Origin of the sequence: Polyangium sorediatum, from assembly GCF_029946465.1 — a bacterium.
Lineage (GTDB): Bacteria > Myxococcota_A > Polyangia > Polyangiales > Polyangiaceae > Polyangium > Polyangium fumosum.
On the sequence record NZ_JARZHI010000010.1, the window covers coordinates 1 to 20,572 of the forward strand.

Sequence of the window (20,572 nt, forward strand, 5' to 3'; positions counted from 1 at the left end):
GCCGCTCGCGCGAAGGGCACGGTCGCTCGCGCGAAGGGCACGGTCGCTCGCGCGAAGGGCAACGAGGCTCGCGCGAAGGGCAACGAGGCTCGCGCGAAGGGCACAGTCGCTCGCGCGAAGGGCACGGTCGCTCGCGCGAAGGGCACCGAGGCTCGCGCGAAGGGCAACGAGGCTCGCGCCAAGGGCAACGAGGCTCGCGCCAAGGGCACGGTCGCTCGCGCGAAGGGCAACGAGGGCGAGCTCGCCCCCCTGCTCGAATCCATTCACGTCGACAAGGGGACGTCGGCCAAGGACCTCGCGTTGAAGCTTGGCGAGACAGGGCAAAAGCTCGGGGCCATCGAGAACCAAAAGCCGCAGGCCGCCGCCGAGGCGCAGAAAATCGCAATTGCCCCGGCCGAGGTCCGAAAGCGCACGCGCGCTTGGGCCACGGTCGCGGAGACGATTCTCGCGAACCTGGAGCAATCGACCGCGCCCGCTGCGGTGGTGGACGCGGTTCGCGCCCCCTTGCTTGCGGCGGCGGAGAAGGCGACTGCGCGAAGGCGTCCGAAGCGCCTACGGATACGACGAAGGGTTGAAGAGGGGCGGGGGCTCGCCAAGAGAGTCGCGCCGCCGGAGGGCGCGAGCGTCACGCCGAAACGACGTAACCTTGTCAAGAACCAACCGAGAGCGCTCCGCCTACACCCCGCCCGTCCGAGCGCTCTCCGCGGGCGCCTCGGGTGCGGCCGGCGGCGAAACCGCTTCGGTTCGAGATTTCCACAGATGATGGATCACGCAGATCGCGCAAAGCGTCCAGGCGATCTGTGTCGCTCGATGGTCCAGCAGCCGGTCGAGGAGGACCTGCCGCGCGAAGTCCCATACCCGCGGCCCGCGGGGCGTCTCGCCGGGGATCAGGCATAACACCCCTGCGATGAACGTGCACCAGGCCAGGGTCTTCCGTTCCGTAGCGTCTAGCATGCGATAGCCCCGCGCTGGATACCCACGCGTGCGCCGAGCCTAACGCAAACGGCCATGTCCGGGAAGGGGAGGGGAAGGGAAGAGGTGCGGCGGCTCGAAATTCGCGCTAATGGGGGAGCGCCCCATGAGCTCCGCCACCGGCCAGCCGCCCATCGACGCAAGCACGGCCTCCGAGGCCCTCGACGAAGCGCCGGAAGAGCCTTCCGAAGCCGCACCCGCGAAGCCGACCGGGCTCGGGTGGCTCGCGTGGCACCTCCAGGGCTACTGGACGATCCTCCGCGACGTCTACCTCACCATCGACCGGCGGACCCTCGGCTTCGCCCGGATCATGCTCGGCTTCCTCCTCGTCACGGACCTCGTCCGGCGCACGCCGGACTGGCTCCACATGTACTCCGACAAGGGGGTCTTGCCGACGCACCTGAACCTCTTCCGCCCGCAGGCCTGGGGCGCGTTCACCCTCTTTAATGCCTTCTCCACCGCCCCGGAGTTATGGGCCCTCTGGGCGGTCCTCCTCGTCACGTTCACCTGCGTCCTCGTCGGCTACAAGACGCGGATCGCCCACGTGTTCGCCGCGATCTTCGTGGCCAGCATGAATGGCCGCATCCTCCTCATCGAGAATGGCGGATACGTCGTTTTCAACCTCCTCGTGATGTGGACCGCGTTCCTCCCGATGGGGGACCGCTTCTCCGTCGACGCCCTGCTCGACTCGATGCGCCGCCGCAAAGAGGCGAACGCGGACGAGCTCAACGACCGCACGGACGTCATCGATCCGCGGCGCCTCGCGCCCCACGTCTCGCTCGCGGCCGGCGTGATCCTCCTCCAGATCATCGCCATTTATTACTTCAACGTCATTCACAAGACCGGGGCGGCCTGGAAAAACGGCACCGCCGTCCATTACGTGCTCTGGGTCGACCGCATGGTCACCCCGATCGTGGCGGCCGTGCGGGGCCTCGTCCCGCCGGCGCTCATCATCGTCGGCACGAAGTTCGTCTTGATGGCCGAGGCCACGATCCCGATCTGCCTCGCCTCGCCGCTCGGCCGCGTCTGGGCCCGAAGGCTCGCGGTCGCGCTCATGTGCATCCTCCACATCGGCTTCGGCGCGACCTTCGTCCTCGGCCCCTTCGCCTGGGCCATGTGCGTCTTCTCCACGCTGCTCTTCACCTCCGACGACTGGAACCTCGCCGCCCGCACGATGCGCCGCGGCCACCGCGCGCGTGTCGTCCTCTTCGACGCCTCGTCCGGCGCCTCGCTCTGGCTCTGCCGCGTGCTCAAGCGCCTCGACCTCTACGAGCTGCTCGCGTTTCGCGCCGAGGAGGGCCTGACGCGGGGCGTCGCTGCCTCGCGCCCCAAGGACCACGCGCGCCTCGAACGGAGCGCCGCGCTCGCCGACATCATCGCCGCGTTGCCGCTCGGTCCTGCGATCGCCTGGCTCCTTCGCGTGCCTGGCCTCTCGCACCTCGTCGACGCGATCTGGAATGCCGTCACGACGCGCGACCTGTCGCGGATCTTCGGCCTGCGTGTCCCGCGCGCGCCGGGGGCGGTGAGCGTCGCGGAGCCCTCGCCGCTTCGCCGGAAGGCGGGGCGTTTCGTCGTGACGTTGCGCGAGCTCGCGGTGGTCGCGATGCTCGCGGGCGCGGTGAACCAGGCGATGGTCGAGCTCTGGGTCATCAACCGCCGCGTGAAGGTCCCGCACCCCGAGCCGCTGCGCGTGCTCGCGCAGAAGATGCGGTACTTGCAGGGCTGGTTCATGTTCTCGCCGAACCCCGTGATGGACGACGGCACGATCGTGGTCGACGCGAAGACCATCGACGGCCGCTCGATCGACCCGTTCACTGGCAAGCCGCCGGAGTTCGACCTCACGAAGGCGCAGAGCCTCCGGTACAACCAGATCTGGAGCGACTACTTCAACCGCATGCACCTGCCGGCGAACTCGGCGTACCGGGACGCGATGCGGGACTTCATCTACCGCTACCCGGAGCGCACGGGGCGCCCCGAGGACACGATCGTCTCGGGCGAGGTGTACTGGGTGCAGGACATGAACCCGCCCTTCGGCAAGACCGCGTCGTACAAGCTGGAGAAGAACAAGCTGTTCTCCTTCGAAAACCCCGCCGCCCGCGCCCAACCGAGGCCGGGGGGTTGACCGAGCGGCCGAAACGTAAACTTTCGTCTTGACTCGTGAAGCTCTATCAGTAGAGTCCCGCGAGTCGCTGACGGGCCTGTAGCTCAGTTGGGAGAGCGCTAGAATCGCACTCTAGAGGTCGCAGGTTCGATCCCTGTCAGGTCCACCAAGAACCCGCAGCGAAAGAAACGCCGTGTTCCAATCTGGAACACGGCGTTTTTCGTTTTCCATTTCCCCTCGCTTCCGCCAGGAGAGCAGGAGAGGGCCGGGGGGAGGCCGGCGCCTTCGAAAACGCGGGAAAGGAAGCGCGCCGTGAGCGCCGTCCGAGGCTTGCGGCTGCCTGCTCGCCTCCATAGGTTCGGAAGCGGACGGCACGGCGGGGGGCGGTCTGGGCGGACCCCTGCGCTCTCGTCGTGCCCATGCACCGCCGCGGGTCGTCACCCGCGAGCGATCGAACAAGGGGGGTATCAGAATGAAGAAGCTGCTCGTTGCGCTCGTCGCGGCCGGTTCGGCAGTCCTCGGCGTCTCTTCGCAGGCCGATGCACAGCCCTACGACCTCGTCGACGCACCCGAGGGCGTCCTGATCCGCGGGCTCGTGTACAACGGGACAGGCTGCCCGCAGGCCTCGGTCGCCGGCACCCTTTCCGAGGATCGAAAGGCCCTGGAGCTCATCTTCGGGGCGTTCACCGCCGAGGCGAGCCAGGTCGGGCTGCCGAGCGAGGCGCGCAAGTTCTGTCAGATCACCGTCGATCTGGCGTTCCCGCAAGGCTACAGCTTCTCGCTCGTCTCGGGCGACTACCGCGGTTACGCCGACCTGCAGGCGGCGGTCGTCGGCACGCAGACGTCGAGTTACTACTTCACCGGCGGCCTTGGTTACACCTTCCGGACGAAGCTCGTCGGGCCCTTCTCGGAGAACTACTTCCGCCGCGACAACCTCGCGCTCGAGGCCGCGGTGTGGTCGCCGTGCGGCGCGACCCGTCCGCTCAACATCAACACGCAGGCGGCCGTCTCGACGCTCGCGAACCGCGCGGGCAGTGGTCTCATGACCCTCGACACGCTCAGCCTCGTCGTGCGCCAGACGTACGGTCTCGCGTGGCGCAAGTGCTGACGCGCGTCTCGTGAACGAACCACGGGCCTCCGGACGAGCGTTCGTCCGGGGGCCCATTCCATTTCAGGTCAAACCGTCGAGGTGGCTGCGGTCGTTGATGCAGGCGATGCGCACGGTGTCGTCGTGGCGCTCGACGCGCTGGACCGAGCAGTTGTCCACGCGGAAGACGACGGGCGGCGGGGCTTCGACCGGCACGCCGAGCAGGTGGTAGAGGAGCTGGTTGATCGCGACGCCGTGGCTCACGAGCACGATCCGACCCTCGGCGCCGCGGGCGAAGAGGCCCTCGACGAAGCCCGCGATCCGGGCCCGGCAGTCGGCGTTCGACTCGCCGCCCGGCGGGCGGAAGAGCGGGTCACGCGCGAGCAGCGCCCGCCACACGTCGGGGTGGCGCGCTTCGATGTCGGCGAAGGAGGTGCCCGTCAGATCGCCAAAATTTCGCTCGCGCAGGGCCGGGTCTGCGACGAGCTCTACGCCTGTCTTCTCGACGATGGGCGCTGCTGTCTCCAGGGCGCGCGGCAGGTCACTGGCGTAGATCGCCGAGACCGACTTCTCGGCGATGCGTCGCGCGACAGCGTCAGCTTCACGACGCCCGCGCTCGGTGAGCGGGGAGGGGCCGTGTCCCGTGAAGACACGATCACGGTTTCCTTCGGACTGGCCGTGGCGAACGATGATGAGTTCGATGTGCATGGTATGAGAACGCTGCCCTGTGGTGCGCGGCGAGCATAACGCCTCCGCGCGGGGTGAGGACGACGAGCCGCACACGATCGATGCCTACAGGCATCGATATGAAACTTTCTTCATCGAGCAAGACCGCGCGTTTCTTGGGGATGACGTGCGCGTCGACTGCTGGTACGGAACTTGATCATAGCCAACGTGACCATCCGATTGCTTGGAGAGGATGAATGAGAAGAAGAACGGCCCTGGGCGGTATCGTCGCCACGCTCGTCTGCGGGGCGGCGGGGACTGCGAGCGCAGAACCGGCGCTGCGCGTGCAGGTCACCCAGCGGGGTGACTTCGCTTTGATCGGCAACACGCTCGCGCAGGACTGCGGCGCCAACGTCCCGGCACCCGTCGTTCCGGCGAACTTTAACAAGAATGCGTGCGGTCTCAACACGAGTGACACGGCGCCCGACGTGTACTTTCGCGCGGACGATCCTGGTGCGGGGCAGGTCTCGTACGACCTTCTCATGCTCCCAGGGCTCGCGCGGACGACCGCGAACTTGAGCCTGCCGGTCGACGCCACCGTCACGCACGCGTACCTCTACTGGGGCGCGCGGAGCGTCGCCGGCGTACCCGACCTCAGCGTGACCCTGGAGCGCCCAGGTTCGTTCTCCGAGGACATCACGGTCATGATGTCCGACGTCGTGATGGGCAATTCGAGCTTCATCACTTCCTATCAGGCCGTTGCCGACGTCACGGAGCTCGTGAAGCAGCACGGCTCGGGTGCCTACCGTCTCGGCGGCGTCGACGCGTTTCCGCTCGCGAACGTCAACAACGCGACGCCGTTCGCTGGCTGGTGGATGGTCGTGCTCTACGAGCTCCAGAGCGAGCCGCCGCGCAACATGGCGCTCTTCGACGGCTTCGAGGAGGTCACCGACGGCGCGAGCTCGACGGCCACGATCTCGGGCTTCAAGGTGCCGCTCGCCGGCTACAACGCGAAGCTCGGCGTCGTCGCGTACGAGGGTGACAACGGCTCGGTGGGCGACAGCCTGAGCTGGAACGGCACGACGCTCTCGAACGCGCTGAACCCCGCGAACGACTTCTTCAACAGCACGCGCTCGTTCCTCGGAATGCCTGTCTCCGTGGTCGGTGACCTGCCGCAGCTCACGGGCGGCTTGGGCAGCATGAGCGGCATCGATCTCGACGTTCTCGATATCACCGGCAACGTGATGCCGGGCTCGACGTCGGCCGCTATCGAGGCCGCATCGCAGGGCGACACCTACGTCCTCGGCGGCTTCATCACCTCGATCTCCACGCTCAAGCCCGACTTCACCACGTCCGCGAAGAGCGTGTCCGATCTCAACGGCGGCGTGGTCGATCCCGGTGACGAGCTCGAGTACACACTCCTCGTCACCAACACGGGCGACGACACCTCGAAGGACACGATCCTCACGGACAAACTGCCCGCCGAGGTCACCTACGTCCCCGGCTCGCTCGAGATCGTTTCGGGCCCGAACATGGGCGCGAAGACGGACGCGACGGCCGACGATCAAGGCGACTTCGACGCGGGTTCGGGCACGGTCACCGTCCGCCTCGGCACGGGCGCGAACGCCACCCTCGGCGGCAGCCTCAACGTCGGCCAGTCGACCTCGGTCCGCTTCCGCGTGACGGTGAACCCCGGCGTCGGCGGCAGCATCCTGAACCAGGGCGTGATCAACGCGAGCGGCACGCAAGGCGCGCCCGCCGAGGACACGCCCACCGACGGCAACGGCGGCGACCCCGGCGCGCCTCCCACCGTGATCATCATCGACTCGGACGGCGACGGCCTCTCGAACGACGACGAGAACGCGGCCGGCACGAATCCGAACGACGCCGACTCGGACGACGACGGCGTGCCCGACGGCGACGAGCCGCAGTGGAACATCGATTCCGACGGCGACGGCCTCATCAACGCGCTCGATCCCGACAGCGACAACGACGGTCTGCTCGACGGCACCGAGCTCGGGCTCGACTGTTCGAACCCCGCGACCGACGCCTCGAAGGGCGCATGCCGCCCCGACGCGGACATGGGCGCGACGAAGACCGATCCGCTCGACGCCGACACCGACAACGGCGGCGTGGGCGACGGCTCCGAGGACGGCAACCTCAACGGCCAGATCGATCCCGGCGAGGGCGATCCGAACGATCCGAGCGACGACAACACGATCGACGACACCGACGGCGACGGCCTCTCCGACATCGTCGAAGCCACGCTCGGCTCCAATCCGAACGACGCCGACAGCGATGACGACGGCGTCATCGACGGCGACGAGCCGAACCCCGGGATCGACACCGACGGCGACGGCGTGCCCAACGTGCTCGACGCCGACAGTGACAACGACGGCCTCTTCGACGGCACCGAGCTCGGGCTCGACTGTTCGAACCCCGCGACCGACACGAGCGCCGGCACCTGCCGGGCGGACGCGGACATGGGCGCGACGAAGACGAGCCCGATCGACGCCGACACGGACGACGGCGGCGTCTCCGACGGCTCGGAAGACACGAACCTCAACGGCCAGATCGATCCGGGCGAGACGGACCCGAACATCTTCGCTGACGACAGCACGAACACCGACACGGACGGCGACGGGCTCTCGGACAAACTCGAAGAGACGCTCGGCACCAATCCGAACGACGCGGACTCGGACGACGACGGCGTGCCCGACGGGCAAGAGCCGAACCCGGCCGAGGACTCGGACGGCGACGGCCTCATCAACGCGCTCGATCCCGACAGCGACAACGACGGTCTGCTCGACGGCACCGAGCTCGGCTACGACTGCAACGGGCCCGGGACGAACAAGGCCGTCTGCGTGCCCGACGCGGACATGGGCGCGACGAAGACGAGCCCGATCAACCCCGACACCGACGGCGGTGGCATCAAGGACGGCTCGGAGGACTCGAACCTCAACGGCCAGATCGATCCGGGCGAGAAGGATCCGAACGATCCGAGCGACGACAGCACCGTCGTCGACACGGACGGCGATGGCCTCTCCGACGACCTCGAAGAGTTCCTCGGCTCGGATCCGAACGACGCGGACTCGGACGACGACGGCGTGCCCGACGGGCAGGAGCCGAACCCGAGCGCCGATACGGACGGCGACGGCCTCATCAACGTGCTCGACGCCGACAGCGACAACGACGGTCTGTTCGACGGCACGGAGCTCGGCCTCGGCTGCGACAACGACGCGACCGACGCGAGCGCCGGCCGCTGCGTGCCCGACGGCGACATGGGCGCGACGAAGACGAACCCGCTCGACGCGGACACGGACGACGGCGGCCTCTCCGACGGCTCCGAGGACTGGAACCTCAACGGCGTCGTCGATCCGGGCGAGGGCGATCCGAACACCCCCGGCGACGACAACACGATCCTCGACACGGACGGCGACGGGCTCAGCGACGAGCTCGAGGGCTTCCTCGGCTCGGATCCGATGGACGCGGATACGGACGACGACGGCGTGATCGACGGCAAGGAGCCGAACCCGGCCGAGGACACGGACGGCGACGGCATCAAGAACGTCGTCGACCCGGACAGCGACAACGACGGCTTGCCCGACGGCCTGGAGCTTGGTCTCGACTGCTCGAACCCGGCGACGGATCCGGCGGCGAACATCTGCAAGCCCGACGCGGACATGGGCGCGACGACGACGAGCCCGATCAACGCGGACACCGACCACGGCGGCATCGCCGACGGCGTCGAGGACGCGAACGGCGACGGCGCGGTCGACGGCGGCGAGACCGATCCGAACGACCCGAGCGACGACATGGCCTGCGCGACGGACGCCGATTGCGGCGGCGAGACGAGCGGCATGGTGTGCAACCCGAACAAGGCTTGCGTCGAGGGTTGCCGCGGCGTCGGCGGCAACGGTTGCCCGACGGGGCTCGAGTGCACCTCGATGGACAGCACCATCGGGCAGTGCGTGGAACCGACCGGCGTGGGCGGCGCAGGCGGCGCCGGTGGCGCGGGCGGCGAGGGTGGCGTGGGTGGTGGTGGCACGGGCGGCGCCGAGCCGGACGACGGCATCGCGCTCTCCGGTGGCTGCTCGGGTTGCGCGGTCGCGTCCGACGACGACGCTTCGCGTGGCCTGCTCGCGGCGCTCGGCGCTGCGCTCCTCGCCTTCGGCCGCCGCCGTCGGCGCGCCTGAGACAAGGCAAAAGGGGCTCGGCCTTCCGCGCCGAGCCCCTCCTTCCCCCCGTTCATCCCTCCAAACCAGGGCTCACTTGCAGCAGAAGGTGACCGCGCCTTCCGGGCTGAGCTCTCCGGTCGGCTGGCCGCCCGTGGCGGTGCAGCCGCCGCTCGGCGTGGCCAGGACTTGCTGGATCGACCACGTGTTCGAGTCGAGCGACGCGCCCACGTTCCTGCACGTGTTGCTGTCGACGGCGATGGGATTGTCGCCGCCCTCCGTGCACATGTCGTAGTCGAAGAAGCGATACTGCCCGCCCGTGCACGTCGTCGGGGGCGCACACGAGCACGCGCTGCAGGCGCGCGTGTCCGTGGCGCTCTTGTAGCTCACCGTCTGTGTGAAGCCGTCGGGGCAGGCGTGATCGCCCTCCTGACGGATGCACAGGCTCTCCGTGTCCATGGCGGGCTTCGGCGCGCAGGCCGCGCCGGCGCCGCATCCGCCGTTCGAGGTCTTCGCGGCGCACGCGAGGATCCGCCCGGCGAAGGGCTCCTTGTTCTGGAAGTCGCTCACGGACGGCGGACAGCTCCCGGGCGAGGTCACCATCGCGCTCCCGTTCAGGCGGCAGGAGAGCAGGGCTGCGAAGCCGAGCAGGTCCGTCGGTTTCACGCAGGTGGCGCCGCTCTGGAACGCGCTCGTCCAGCTCGCGCCGCCGCCGAAACAGTTGCCCGAGTTCGGATGACATTGCAGCCCCGGCATCGAGCACGCCCCGCCTTGCAGATCCCCGCAGGTACACGCCGAGCACGCGGCCGCGCCCGCGGGATCCGTGAAGAGCTCCTCGGGCGCAGGGCCGTTCCCGCAGGACGGGGGCGGCGCGTCGCCTTCCGCGGTCCACGCGTACGACCAACCCGCGGGCGCCTCGTCCACGCAGGTAAACCCTGCCGTACAATCGGCGTCCTCGCAGTCGACGTCGCCGTCGCCGTCGTTGTCCTTGCCGTCGAGGCAGTCCTCGGACCCGCTCATCCCGGCGCCCGCGCCGCCTTGCCCGCCGCCGTCTCCGCCTTGCCCGCCCCCTGCGCCGGCTTGCCCTCCGGCCCCGGCCGAGCCGCCCGTGTTCGTGCTGTTTCCTGCGCCGGCGCTCCCGCCGGTCTGGAACACGTCCGACGTCTCGGCGCCGCATCCGAAGAGCGACGCGCCGAGGAGAGTGAGCGCACCACCGGCAAGGGCGGTGGACGTGATGACAGAGAGACGCAATGTGCGACGAGGCCGAACGCGGGTGAACATGGCAAGCTCCCGGGTTTTTTGAAGGATTCGAACAGCCCCGAGAGATATCGTGAAACGTGGGATTCGAGAAGGATCGTCTTGAACGTTACTGCTTCCATTGCGCGAGAAGGCGACTGCCCTTAGCATCGCGCCTCTCCGGACCCCCACCGCGCTCTTTGCGATGACGATGTCCTTCTCTGCGGTCTCGCGTGCTCTCCAGGTCCAGCTCGTGCCGCCGCGCGCCGCGCATGCGCTGCTTTGGTTCGGCTGGCGGAGCGAGGCGCACGCCCAGCGTCACATGCCGATCGAGCCCTGGTCGGTGGATGCGCTGCGCCGCCGCCTCGTCGCGTCGACGCCGGACCTCGCGGACCCCGAGAAGCAGGAGCATCGCTGGATCGTGCAGTGGCAGGAGGAGTGCGTGGGGATCGTCTCGATCCTGCGGCCGAGCCTTCGCCTCGGCCACGCCGAGCTCTCCTACCACGTCGCGCAGGCCCACCATCGCCGCGGCATCGCCACGGAGGCGGTGGCGGCGCTCGTGGATCGGGTCTTCGAGCAGACGGACCTCGCGCGGCTCTTCGCGTACATCAGCGAGCCGAACCGCGCCTCGCGCAAGCTCGCGGAGAAGCTCGGCTTCGTGCACGAGGGCACGCTGCGCGAGCATTTCATGATCCACGGCCGCCGCATCGATCAGTGCGTCTACGGCCTGCTCCGCCGCGAGTGGAGCTCGCCGCGCAAGCGCTGAAGGATCAGCCGAGGACGGGGTACTTGCGCTCGTCGTAGAGCTCGCCGAGGCGCTTGCGCATGCGGCCGACGACGAGGTCGAAGCCGGCCTGCACGATCTCCGGATCGGAGGCGTGATCGGGGTTCAAGTCACGGCCGAGCGCCTCGGAGAGGTGGATCGGGGGCAGCACCTCGGTCGTGATCTTCGCGGGCAGCGGGATTTGCGGCAGGAACGGCAGCGCCCACACGCCCCACGGCAGCCCTGCGAGCAGGGGCCAGACATCGGCGGAGCGGACGATTTTCGGGATGCCGAGCATCTTCGCGAAATCGTGGCCCCCCGACAGAACGACGACGGTCTCGTGCGAGCCGGCGGAGACCACGGGCGTGATGGGCAGCCCCCAGCGGATCGCCTGCGCGATGAAGCCCTTGCGGCCGCCGAGGTCGATGTTCTTGCGGTGCCAGAACGGGCGGAACGACTCGCGCGCGGCGCCGGGGAAGATCAGGACGGATTGCCCGCGCTCGAGCACGGCGTCCATGGCCTTGCGGTCGGCGCGGAGCAGGCCCGAATCCGCGAGCAGGCGGGAGAACGGATCCCACAAGCTGTGCAGGAGATCGTGCGTGAGGACGTAGAGCGGACGATCGAAGCCGAAATGGTCGTACCAGTGGACGCCGAGGCAGATGCCATTGATGGGCAGCACGCCGCCGTCGTGATGGGTGACGAGGATCGTCTGTGACGAAGGGAGCCTTTCGGCGCCGCGTATCTCGCTGCGAAAGTACGATTTCACGATCCGCGAGAGGATGCGGTGGGAGCGACGGACGACGTCGCTGCGAATCTCGGGAACGATGTGCCCGTGTCTCCGGGTGCTTCGTGACGCGCTCGAATGCTGCGCGACTGCGGATTTCATGCGGGGGCCGTCCTGGTCACCTCGGGCGCGATCACGGAGCCGAAAAAGCCCTCGATCGTCCGGACGACCTCGTCCGGGCATTCGATCATGGGCAAGTGGCCGCACCCAGGAATGACTCTCATTATAACCCTCGGTAGCTTGGCTGCCACCTCCGCCGCGCTCTCCTGTGGAATCAGCCGGTCTCGCTCTCCCCAGACGACCAGGACTGGCATGCGGAAGAGGTGCGCATTCTCCAGGATCGTCGGGGACACCAGATCCTTTGCCAGGTCGTGAAACACCTTCGCCATTTCATCCATGGTCGGGCGAACCGGTCTGTCGAGGGAGTCTTTCACGAATTTCTCGGTATACGCGTTTCGCGCGACGAACACGTGGTCGAGCATCGGCATCGCGAGCCGATCGAGCGTGCGCGACAAGAGCCAGGGCTGAAGGAGCGTCTCGGCGAGCCACGGCGTTCCAGGCGGGTACCGGCGCATCCCCGCCGAACCGATCAGCACGAGCCGCTCGACTCGATCCGGCGCTTGGAGCGCTGCCCGCGCCACGACCTGCCCCCCGGCCGAGTGCCCGATGAGCGTCACCCGGTGCATCCCGCGCGCATCCATCCATTCCAGGAGCGTATCGGCGTACCCCGCGATCGTGTTTCGCGTCGTCGGTTTGTACGAGAGCCCGCAGCCCGGAAGATCGAGCCCTGCGAGGCGAAATCGCCCGGCGAGGGGCTTCATGAGATGCTCGAAGTGCGTGAAATCACCCACGAGTCCGTGGACGAACACCACGCTTTCACCCTCTCCGGCGTCGAAGTAAGCGACGTTCCCACGGCGGAGCGCGGCGAAGCGCGTAGGGAACGGAAACGACTGCGAACGCCCCTGGCCCTGACCACCGGATACGACCACGGGCCCGAGGGTAGTGACGAGGCGAGCGACGTCGAGCGAAACCATTCGGCGTGACGCACCTCCGGGTCGGGGCGCGCGTCGCGCCGAACCCGTGAAATATTGCCCACATCACGCCACGACACGAAGGAAAGCTTTTTCGTAGGGTGCCTCGTGGGGGCTCGACGGCGCGCCCACACCGAAGTACATACGCCGCTCGCTCGGCCTCGATCCGGGGCTGGAACGGGCAAAATGACACCTCCTCGAAATCGGCGAAGGTCGGCCTCTCCTCGGGTGGAATCGGAAAACCACGGCGAGCCGGGCTTCGTGCACGCAAGCCGCGACGCGCAGGTCGATTGGGTCTTCGAGATCCTGTTCGGCAAGGGCGCGCTCGACAGGGACGACGCTGTCGGGCAAGCGCTCGACGCGCTCGTCCTGCTCGGTCTCGCCGACGAGGAGGACGAAGCCAAGAAGGCCAAAGCGCGCGTCGCCGTCGAGCGAGCGATCGACAACGGCCTGCGCGTGGGGCGCTTCGATCGGCCGAAGCGCGGCCAGATCCGGGCCATTCGTACCGACGCGAAGGATTATTCGTCCGAGGATTGGACGCTCTGCCTGATGAACGCGCTCGACCGCGAGCCGACCGATCGCGACGCGGCCTTGCGCTTCGCGGCCTACTGGGCCGCGTCGAACACGGGTCTGGCGTTTGCGCGTTTGCAGCGCGGCGGGTCGATCCTGACGGGCCTCGACGGGGCGCTCGAGTCGGCCCTGCGGCGGGGCCGCTTCCTCGACGTGGGCGGCGGCTGCGTACGCAAGGTCTGACAACCGATCGCTTCGTGATACGTTCCGCGCCATGTTCGGCCGGATCGGCGTCATCGCCCTGAACACGTACCGCGAGTCGGTGCGCGCGCGCATCTTGCTCGGGCTCGCGGTCATGGCCTTCTTCGTGTCGCTCTACGCGCTCGTGGTCGGCGCCTTCACGCTGAAGAACGCGCCGCGCGTCGTGAGCGACCTCGGCGCGGCCTCGATCTCGCTCTTCAGCTTGCTCGTGGCGATCGTCATCGGCGCGACCTCGCTCTACCGCGAGCTCGAACAAAAGACGCTTTTTCCCATCCTCGCGAGGCCGATTCGCCGCGGCGAGTACCTCGTCGGCAAGTACCTCGGCACGCTCCTCACGATCGGGGTCTTCGTCATGGCCGACGCGGGCCTCGTGCTCCTGCTCAGCGCGGGCCTTGGTGCGGGCGACGAGGTCGCGCATCTCTATCGTATCGGGGGCGCCGCGCTCGGCTGGCTTTTGCTCATGGGCCTCGTCGGCTGGAAAATCCCGGCGATGCGCACCTATGGCGTGATCCCGTGGGCCGCGGGCATGCTCGTGCTCGGCGTCGTGCTCTCCGGCGTCGCGCCCGACGAGCGGCGCGTGGTGCTCGCGTCGGGCGCGCTCACGATCCTCGAGATCGCGATCGTCGCCGCGGCGGCCACGCTTTTCTCCTCGTTCTCCACGCCCTTCCTTTCGGCGCTTTTGACGCTGGGCGTGTGGATCGTGGGCCGGCAGGCGGACAGCTTGGCGCGGCTGCCCGTGAAGCAATTCGGACAGACGATTCACGACATGGGTGTCGGGCTTTCGAAGATCGTCCCGAACCTGCAAATCTTCGTGCCGCCGCGTCCGCTGCTCGTCGGCGAGGCGATCGACGTGAAGCTCTCTTCGTACCTCGGCATGGCTTCGCTCACGTCGCTCGGCTGGTCGATCGGCCTCCTGGCCGTGGCTGCGCTCGTCTTCAACGAGCGTGATTTTCTGTGAGCGACGCGGCCCCTTCGCCCTCGATTTCGCCGGCGCGCGCGCGCTTCGTCACGCGGGTCGTACGCGCGCTCGGGGCCGCGGCGATCGTCGGGCTTTTGCTCGGCGCGGTGACGGCGCGTGTCGTGTGGTCGGGCGAATCGGAGATCGCCGAGAGCACGGCGGCCTTGCGGCGCGGCGATGCGTACGAGGCGACGGTGCGGGCGCGGAGGGCGGCGGGCTGGTATGCGCCGGGCGCGCCGCACGTGCGGGTCGCCTACGAGCGGCTCGCGTCGATGGCTACGACGGCGGAAGGTCTCGGCGATCGGGATCTCGCGCTCCTCGCCTGGCGCGGCGTCCGGACGGCGGCGATCGAGACGCGCTGGCTGCTCGTGCCGCACCAGGAGGACCTCGACCGCGCGAACGTGGCCATCGCGCGGATCGAGGCCGCGGCGCCGCGCCCGCCGGGCACGCGGACCGAGCCGCCGCAGCGCATCGAGGAGAAGCAGCTCGCGGCGTTGCTCCGGGACGAGGCGCCGCGCACGCCGTGGGTCGTGCTCCTGCTCGTCTCGTTCGTCGCGTGGGCGGGCGGCGCGGCGTGGGCCGTGCGCCGTTCGAGCGCGTCGCCGGGCGACTTCGATCTCGCGCGGGCGCGGGCGGGCGTCTTCGTCGCGCTCGTTGGTGTTTTCTTGTGGGTGCTCGCGCTCTGGCGCGCGTGATTCAGGGTTTGGCGAGGCCCATTTCCGAGGCCACGCCCGTCCCGGGCGAGGACGCGACGACGGGCGGGGGCAGGAGCTTCGGCCTCGGCTGCATGCCGTGCGTGGCCTCGGCGAAGGCGACGAGCGCGTTCGTCTGGACGTGCACGCGCTTGGCGAGCGAGCGGGCCCCGTCCGCCGCGATCTTTCCTTGCTCGTCGCGGTGCGAGCGCGCCGCGCCGATCATCTGCTCCTTCTTCGACACCTGGAGCGGCTCGGTCACCGAAAACAGGATCGTCCCCGTGCGTACGTCGAGGAAATCGGCCTGGGCGATCCCCTGGCTCTCGACCGTCACGCCGGGCGCGAGGAACATGCCGATGACGGTTGGATAGAGCCACGCCCAGCCGTTCAGGTGCGTGCTGTCCTCGAAGCGCTCCGAATAAAGGACGAGATACCGGAGCCGGTAGCGGGCGGCGATCACGCGCAGCCCCTCGATTCCGCCCACGTTCGGGAGATCGGTCGAGATGTCGGTGACCTGCGAGAAATGGGGGTTTCCCGCGAGGGCCTTGGCGAAATGGTGCGACGCGGTGTTGCGGAGGCCGAGGGAGGGCGCGCCCTTCGGATCAAAAGGTTCGGCCAGGGGAATCACGCCGATGCGGGCGGGGAGCTGCAGATCGATCGGGGCTTCGAGCACGGTTTGCAGGTCCTGCTCGGTGAGCGCGCCGGTGACGTCTTTCGTGAAGTACGAGCGCTGGAGCGGGGGCGCGGCGGGCGCGACCATTTCGGGCCGCGCGGCGGCGTAGGCCTGGGGGTCGGCCATCGGCGAAGGCGCGCCGCCGCAGCCGGCGAGGAGGGCGATCGAGGCGAGGACGGGGGCGATTGTCGAGGCGAGGTGGGTGCGGGCGATCATGGCGGGTTCCGTTCTCCGTGGCGTGTGCAGGAGAACGAGGCCCGAGGCTTCGCCTTACACGGCGATCTTCAGGTCCGCGCGAGAGGGGCAAAGAGCAGCGATCGATAATGGGCGAGCTCCTCGATCGATTCGCGGATGTCGTCGAGCGCGCGGTGCGTCTCCTTCTTCTTCGGCGCCTGCCGCTCGGGACACCACCGCTTCACGAGCTCCTTCAGCGTGGACACGTCGATCATGCGGTAATGCAGGTGCGCCACGAACGCGGGCATGTAGCGGTCGAGGAACTCGCGGTCCTTCCAGACGGAGTTTCCACACAGAGGCGCCGTCCCTTTCGTCACGTGCTTCTGCACGAAGGCGAGCGTCTGCGCGGCGGCGTCGTCGAGGGTGACGTTCGAGGCCGGGATCCGTTCGAGCAGCCCCGAGCGCGCGTGCAGGTCGCGGACGAAGTCGTTCATGGTGGCGAGCACCTCGGGCGGCTGGTGGATGACGAGGTTCGGGCCCTCCTCCACGACGCGGAGGTTACAGTCCGTGATGATCGTCGCGATCTCGACGATCGCGCAGCGCTGTGGATCGAGCCCGGTCATCTCGAGATCCACCCACACGAGGCGGTCCGACGGTTCGGCCATGGGGCGGAGCATAGTCAACGAAGCCCGTCCCCCGCCAAGTTTTGACCCGCTCGGCCCGCCCGAGCGCAGGGCCCAGGGCCCGAGCGCGTCGATCGGTGTCTTCGCCCGCGCGTGGATGGACTACCCTCCCGGCCATGGCCCGTGCGGCGCATCCCGACGACCACGCGCATCACGACCACGCGCATCCCGACGGTCATGAGCACGATCACGATCACGACCACGCGCACGACGATCACGACCACGCGCACGACAAACGCACGAAGGGCCACGCGCACGACGACCACGACCACGGCCACGCGCATGGCCTGAGTGAGCTACGGCGCACGCCGATCCGACGGCTCGTCGTGGCGTTCACGATCACCGCGGGCTTCATGGTCGTCGAGGCGATCGTCGGCTTCCTGTCGGGCAGCCTCGCGCTCCTCGCGGACGCGGGCCACATGCTCGCGGACGCGGCGGCGCTCGCGCTGGCCATGATCGCGCAGCGCATCGCGTCGCAGCAACGCACGCGCGCCCGCACGTACGGCTATCGCCGCGCGGAGGTGCTCGCGGCCTTCGCGAACGGCGTCGCGCTTGCGCTCACGGCCGTGTGGATCTTCGGCGAGGCCGTGCAGCGCTTCCAGGAGCCGCGCTCGATCGACGGCACGGCCATGACGGCGACCGCGGTGGGCGGCCTCGTGGTCAACCTCCTCGCCGCGGCGGTGCTCTCGCTGGGCGACAAGGGGCACAACATCAACACCCGCGCCGCGCTCGCGCACGTCCTCTCCGACGCGCTCGGCTCCGTCGGCGCGATCGTGGGCGGCGTGCTCGTCCTCTCGCTCGGCTGGACCCGGGCCGACCCGGTCATCAGCGGCGTCATCGCGCTCTTGATCTGCTGGGGCGGCTTCAAGCTCGTGCGCGACACGTCGCACGTGCTCATGGAGGGCAGCCCCATCGAGGTCGACATCGCGCACGTGGAGGAGACGCTCCTGCAGGTGCCTGGCGTCGTGGGCTTCCACGACCTGCACGTCTGGTCGATCTCCGAGGGCTTCGACGTGCTCACGGTGCACATCGTCATCGCGCGCGGCTTTCACGGCACCGACGTCGTCCAGGCCGTCGCCGCGCGCATGCGCGAGGCCCACGGCCTCGAGCACTGCACCATCCAACCCGAGCCCTCGTCCGAGCCCCAGCTCGTCCCCCTCCGCCGCAAATCCCAGCCGAAAAACCCTTCGACCTCCAACGAAGGGAAGAACTGAGCGTCACGACCCCGAGAACAGCTCCGTCACCCAGTACGACCCATCCGTCCCGCGCGACACGGCCACCCCCACGCGCGAAAATCGCTCCAGCAGCAGGTTGCCCCGGTGCGACGGGCTCGCCCAGAGCGCCCGGTGCGCGTTCGGCAAGGAGCTCGCGCTCGCCACGTTTTCCCCGGCGATCGTCGCCTGGATCCCCGCGGCCTCGATGCGCTTGCGTGGATCGCCGCCGCCCACGTCGTGGCCCACGAGCCGCGCCTTCATCATCTCCTCCGAGTGCGCCCGCGCCACCTTGTCGAGCGCTGCGTCCCGCACGAGCGGCTTGCGACCTTCGGCGATCCGCGCTGCGTTGATCATGCGCAACATCGCGTCCGCGTCGTCCTTCGCGCCCGCCGCGGCCTCCTCGCCCGGCACTGCGGCCCGAACGAACTCACTCGGCGGCTTTTGCCCGGCGTAGATCGTCGTCTCCAGCACGGGCCGCGGCCCCGTCGAAACCGTCGCGAGCACCTGCACGAGCCACGCGCCCGGCTGGTCCACGGCAAACGTCGAGCGAATCTTCCCGCCCGACAGCGAGCTCGGCACCGTGCGCGGCGCCGCGCGTGGCCCGAGCAGCACGACCTGCACGCCCGAGGCCGGCACGAGCATCGTCCCTTCCAGCGTGATCCACTGCCCCACGCGCGCTGCCGTCGTCACGGGCGCCATGTCCGCGAGCGCGTCGAACGTGATCACCGTCGCGACCGACGCGCCTCCCTCGCCGTCGAGCTTCGCGACCCCACACCGCCGCGCGCCGAGCGCCCGAAGCCCGTTGATCCAGCCCTTGAAGCGCGTCTCCGTGTCCGCGTCGTCGAGGTTCACCCCGGACAAGGACCACGCCTTCGGCCACACGTGCGGGTCTCCCGCGGCGCGCAGCGCGAAGGCGAGCTCGTCGGCCGTCAGCGCGCTCGCCCCGTCGAGCTGACGGCGCGCCACGAGGCCCGCGACCTCCATGAGCGCGCTGTCGGCGGGCCCGCAGAGGCCGAGCAGCGCGGCTTCGCGGGGCCCGGCCTTCGCGGCGGGGTGTGGGGACGAAACGGCTGGCTTCCAGGTGACGCGCAGCGCGCCGGCTTCGGCGGAGGCGACGAGCGGCAGCGCGAGGGCGGCCAGGGCGGGCAACGAGCAAACGAGCGCGTGGAGGAGGGACGGACCTCGGTGCAATCGGCGCGCATGAGCGTTCATCGACGATCTCCGGGTGGTGTCAACGCGCCGCCGTGTACACCCCTTGCGCGGGGTCGGCGACGAGCGGCGCGCCGAGCATCGTGCGTTCGACGTAGCGCACCATGGCCTGATGCACCTCGCGTGGCGCTCCTCGCGCCCGCTCGGGACGGTGCCGGCCCAGGATCTCGGTCATGACGTATCCGCCGAGCCCCTCCTCGTGGGCGACCTCGAGCAGCGCCTCCATCGCCGGATCCGCGGGCGCGCCCTCCTTCGACATCCGCGCGGCGATGTACGTCCCGATCGCGGACTCCAGGCAGATCAGCTCTTCCATCATCGTGAGGTGGTAGGGCACGTCCTCGGGCTGCTCGAAGATCCGCGCGCGGACCTCGGGCTCGTAGCGCATCACGGCGCGGCAGCCAGCGTAGATCCGGGCGGGATCGCCGCCCGAGGAGCCGACGTGGATCGCGCCTGCACTGTCGACGTCGAGGAAGACGTGGAACAAGGGCAGGCGCGTGTGACGCGACGAGGCAAGGCCGTTCGAGAGCCGGTCGGCCAGGGCCATCGCGCGGCGCGAGGCGGGCCAGAACGCGATGGCCTCGGCGAGCCTGCGGCGCGCCTCCTCGCGCTCCCCTCGCTTTTCGGCGAGCTCGGCGAGCCGGAGGTGCGCCGTCGCGAGCGTGGGGTCGATCCGGATCGCGTCCTCGAAGGCCTCACGTGCTTCCTGCGGATGCTTTTGCGCGACGAGCATCTCCCCGAGCTCGAGCGCGATCCCCGCGGCCCGCGTGAACCCGCGCGCCGCGCGAAACGCCTCGACGGCGGCCTTCGTCTCGCCCGCGTCGCGCTTCGATCGCGCTGTCGCGAGCGACGCCTTCGCCTCGTCCGAGAGCTTCACCGGAACCAGCGAGAGCGCGCGGTCCTTGCGAACCACCTCCACCGTTTGCCACGGATCCGGCTCTGCGGCCGGGGGCGGGCCGTACTGCGCGACCAGGTTCGCGAGCTCGGGGGCCGCTTTGTCGAGCGCGTAGAGCCGCGGTGACTTCTCGATCACCGTGATGATCAACGTCGAGAACCGGAGCGTCCTCTTGATGTCGTCGAGGCGCGCGGGGCCTGCGTACTCGAACCGATGCAGGTCCGGATACACGCGCGGCGCGGGCACCTGAATCGGCGTTTCGACGGGGGCGAGCAACGCCCGCTGCGCATCGGTGTACGCGGGGAGCCACGCCGGCGCGTCCCCTCTGGCTTGCGATTCTGTGGCCGGCGCCCCGGGGGCGGGCGTCATCGGCGCGGCGCCGGCGCAGCCCATCCCGCTGAGCGCGAACGTCACGAGCGCTGCCCGAGCTCCGCCACGCATGCCCCAGGTGGTAGCAAATTTCGGCGCGCCTGTCGCTCCCTGGTGATCGT

16 protein-coding genes, 1 tRNA gene and 1 pseudogene are annotated in these 20,572 nt (G+C 69.1%); 10 read left to right on the plus strand and 8 right to left on the minus strand.

Features of this window, described 5'->3' with window-relative positions; translation table 11 throughout:
* The 4 genes and pseudogenes from QHF89_RS14110 to QHF89_RS14125 all read left to right on the plus strand — a co-directional run.
* Positions 1-897 (plus strand): annotated as a pseudogene (locus QHF89_RS14110) (hypothetical protein); the annotation flags it as partial.
* A gap of 181 nt (positions 898-1,078) precedes the next feature.
* A complete protein-coding gene (locus QHF89_RS14115) occupies positions 1,079-3,094 on the plus strand; it encodes an HTTM domain-containing protein (protein ID WP_284720462.1) in 2,016 nt (671 codons plus the stop codon).
* 72 nt (positions 3,095-3,166) lie between these two features.
* Positions 3,167-3,242: transfer RNA gene (locus tag QHF89_RS14120), tRNA-Ala, on the plus strand.
* 303 nt (positions 3,243-3,545) lie between these two features.
* Positions 3,546-4,181 (plus strand): DUF4360 domain-containing protein, encoded by a 636-nt coding sequence (locus tag QHF89_RS14125; RefSeq protein WP_136966738.1) that lies wholly within the window; start codon positions 3,546-3,548, stop codon positions 4,179-4,181.
* 63 nt (positions 4,182-4,244) lie between these two features.
* Here QHF89_RS14125 and QHF89_RS14130 read toward each other — a convergent pair whose 3' ends face one another.
* Complete coding sequence (locus tag QHF89_RS14130; protein ID WP_136966739.1) at positions 4,245-4,868, minus strand: histidine phosphatase family protein; 624 nt, start codon at positions 4,866-4,868, stop codon at positions 4,245-4,247.
* A gap of 215 nt (positions 4,869-5,083) precedes the next feature.
* Here QHF89_RS14130 and QHF89_RS14135 point away from each other — a divergent pair, with 215 nt between their 5' ends.
* On the plus strand, positions 5,084-9,022 hold the full coding sequence (locus tag QHF89_RS14135; protein ID WP_136966740.1) for an isopeptide-forming domain-containing fimbrial protein: 3,939 nt from the start codon (positions 5,084-5,086) through the stop codon (positions 9,020-9,022).
* Between the two features lie 72 nt (positions 9,023-9,094).
* On the opposite strand, the gene QHF89_RS14140 is transcribed toward QHF89_RS14135, so the two are convergent.
* Positions 9,095-10,252, minus strand: coding sequence for a hypothetical protein (locus tag QHF89_RS14140; protein ID WP_136966741.1), 1,158 nt, complete (start codon positions 10,250-10,252; stop codon positions 9,095-9,097).
* A 196-nt stretch (positions 10,253-10,448) separates the two neighbouring features.
* Here QHF89_RS14140 and QHF89_RS14145 point away from each other — a divergent pair, with 196 nt between their 5' ends.
* Positions 10,449-11,003: a GNAT family N-acetyltransferase gene (locus QHF89_RS14145; protein ID WP_284720463.1), complete on the plus strand. Its 555-nt coding sequence runs from the start codon at positions 10,449-10,451 to the stop codon at positions 11,001-11,003.
* Between the two features lie 4 nt (positions 11,004-11,007).
* Here QHF89_RS14145 and QHF89_RS14150 read toward each other — a convergent pair whose 3' ends face one another.
* Together QHF89_RS14150 and QHF89_RS14155 are read right to left on the minus strand one after the other, a co-directional pair.
* A complete protein-coding gene (locus QHF89_RS14150; protein ID WP_284720464.1) occupies positions 11,008-11,886 on the minus strand; it encodes a 1-acyl-sn-glycerol-3-phosphate acyltransferase in 879 nt (292 codons plus the stop codon).
* Positions 11,883-12,656 (minus strand): alpha/beta fold hydrolase, encoded by a 774-nt coding sequence (locus QHF89_RS14155; RefSeq protein ID WP_284720465.1) that lies wholly within the window; start codon positions 12,654-12,656, stop codon positions 11,883-11,885. Before QHF89_RS14155 ends, QHF89_RS14150 begins: the two co-directional genes overlap by 4 nt.
* Positions 12,657-13,043: 387 nt before the next feature.
* On the opposite strand from QHF89_RS14155, the gene QHF89_RS14160 reads away from it, so the two are divergent.
* From QHF89_RS14160 to QHF89_RS14170, 3 genes are read left to right on the plus strand one after another with little or no spacing between them, the layout of a single operon-like run.
* Positions 13,044-13,568: a hypothetical protein gene (locus QHF89_RS14160; RefSeq protein WP_136966745.1), complete on the plus strand. Its 525-nt coding sequence runs from the start codon at positions 13,044-13,046 to the stop codon at positions 13,566-13,568.
* A gap of 31 nt (positions 13,569-13,599) precedes the next feature.
* A complete protein-coding gene (locus tag QHF89_RS14165) occupies positions 13,600-14,544 on the plus strand; it encodes an ABC transporter permease (protein ID WP_136928817.1) in 945 nt (314 codons plus the stop codon).
* Positions 14,541-15,239, plus strand: coding sequence for a hypothetical protein (locus QHF89_RS14170; RefSeq protein WP_284720466.1), 699 nt, complete (start codon positions 14,541-14,543; stop codon positions 15,237-15,239). The genes QHF89_RS14165 and QHF89_RS14170 overlap by 4 nt, the downstream gene beginning before the upstream one ends.
* A gap of 1 nt (position 15,240) precedes the next feature.
* Here the strand turns inward: QHF89_RS14170 and QHF89_RS14175 are convergent, their stop codons facing one another.
* Positions 15,241-16,125, minus strand: coding sequence for a hypothetical protein (locus tag QHF89_RS14175; protein ID WP_136966746.1), 885 nt, complete (start codon positions 16,123-16,125; stop codon positions 15,241-15,243).
* A 68-nt stretch (positions 16,126-16,193) separates the two neighbouring features.
* Positions 16,194-16,748 (minus strand): oligoribonuclease, encoded by a 555-nt coding sequence (orn, locus tag QHF89_RS14180; protein WP_136928815.1) that lies wholly within the window; start codon positions 16,746-16,748, stop codon positions 16,194-16,196.
* 134 nt (positions 16,749-16,882) lie between these two features.
* Here orn and QHF89_RS14185 point away from each other — a divergent pair, with 134 nt between their 5' ends.
* Positions 16,883-17,980 carry a cation diffusion facilitator family transporter gene (locus tag QHF89_RS14185; RefSeq protein WP_136966747.1) on the plus strand — a complete coding sequence of 366 codons (1,098 nt, stop codon included), beginning with the start codon at positions 16,883-16,885 and terminating at the stop codon, positions 17,978-17,980.
* Positions 17,981-17,983: 3 nt separating this feature from the next.
* On the opposite strand, the gene QHF89_RS14190 is transcribed toward QHF89_RS14185, so the two are convergent.
* Positions 17,984-19,192: a CAP domain-containing protein gene (locus QHF89_RS14190; protein ID WP_136966748.1), complete on the minus strand. Its 1,209-nt coding sequence runs from the start codon at positions 19,190-19,192 to the stop codon at positions 17,984-17,986.
* Between the two features lie 19 nt (positions 19,193-19,211).
* Positions 19,212-20,522, minus strand: coding sequence for a tetratricopeptide repeat protein (locus tag QHF89_RS14195; protein WP_136966749.1), 1,311 nt, complete (start codon positions 20,520-20,522; stop codon positions 19,212-19,214).
* Positions 20,523-20,572: the final 50 nt, after the last annotated feature.

What these genes read in the sequence shown, in the direction of transcription:
- QHF89_RS14115 (WP_284720462.1), top strand. Translation starts at nt 1,079, where the DNA reads ATGAGCTCCGCCACCGGCCAGCCGCCCATCGACGCAAGCACGGCCTCC.
- QHF89_RS14125 (WP_136966738.1), top strand. Translation starts at nt 3,546, where the DNA reads ATGAAGAAGCTGCTCGTTGCGCTCGTCGCGGCCGGTTCGGCAGTCCTC.
- QHF89_RS14130 (WP_136966739.1), bottom strand. Translation starts at nt 4,868, where the DNA reads ATGCACATCGAACTCATCATCGTTCGCCACGGCCAGTCCGAAGGAAAC.
- QHF89_RS14135 (WP_136966740.1), top strand. Translation starts at nt 5,084, where the DNA reads ATGAGAAGAAGAACGGCCCTGGGCGGTATCGTCGCCACGCTCGTCTGC.
- QHF89_RS14145 (WP_284720463.1), top strand. Translation starts at nt 10,449, where the DNA reads ATGTCCTTCTCTGCGGTCTCGCGTGCTCTCCAGGTCCAGCTCGTGCCG.
- QHF89_RS14150 (WP_284720464.1), bottom strand. Translation starts at nt 11,886, where the DNA reads ATGAAATCCGCAGTCGCGCAGCATTCGAGCGCGTCACGAAGCACCCGG.
- QHF89_RS14165 (WP_136928817.1), top strand. Translation starts at nt 13,600, where the DNA reads ATGTTCGGCCGGATCGGCGTCATCGCCCTGAACACGTACCGCGAGTCG.
- QHF89_RS14175 (WP_136966746.1), bottom strand. Translation starts at nt 16,125, where the DNA reads ATGATCGCCCGCACCCACCTCGCCTCGACAATCGCCCCCGTCCTCGCC.
- orn (WP_136928815.1), bottom strand. Translation starts at nt 16,748, where the DNA reads ATGGCCGAACCGTCGGACCGCCTCGTGTGGGTGGATCTCGAGATGACC.
- QHF89_RS14185 (WP_136966747.1), top strand. Translation starts at nt 16,883, where the DNA reads ATGGCCCGTGCGGCGCATCCCGACGACCACGCGCATCACGACCACGCG.
- QHF89_RS14190 (WP_136966748.1), bottom strand. Translation starts at nt 19,192, where the DNA reads ATGAACGCTCATGCGCGCCGATTGCACCGAGGTCCGTCCCTCCTCCAC.
- QHF89_RS14195 (WP_136966749.1), bottom strand. Translation starts at nt 20,522, where the DNA reads ATGCGTGGCGGAGCTCGGGCAGCGCTCGTGACGTTCGCGCTCAGCGGG.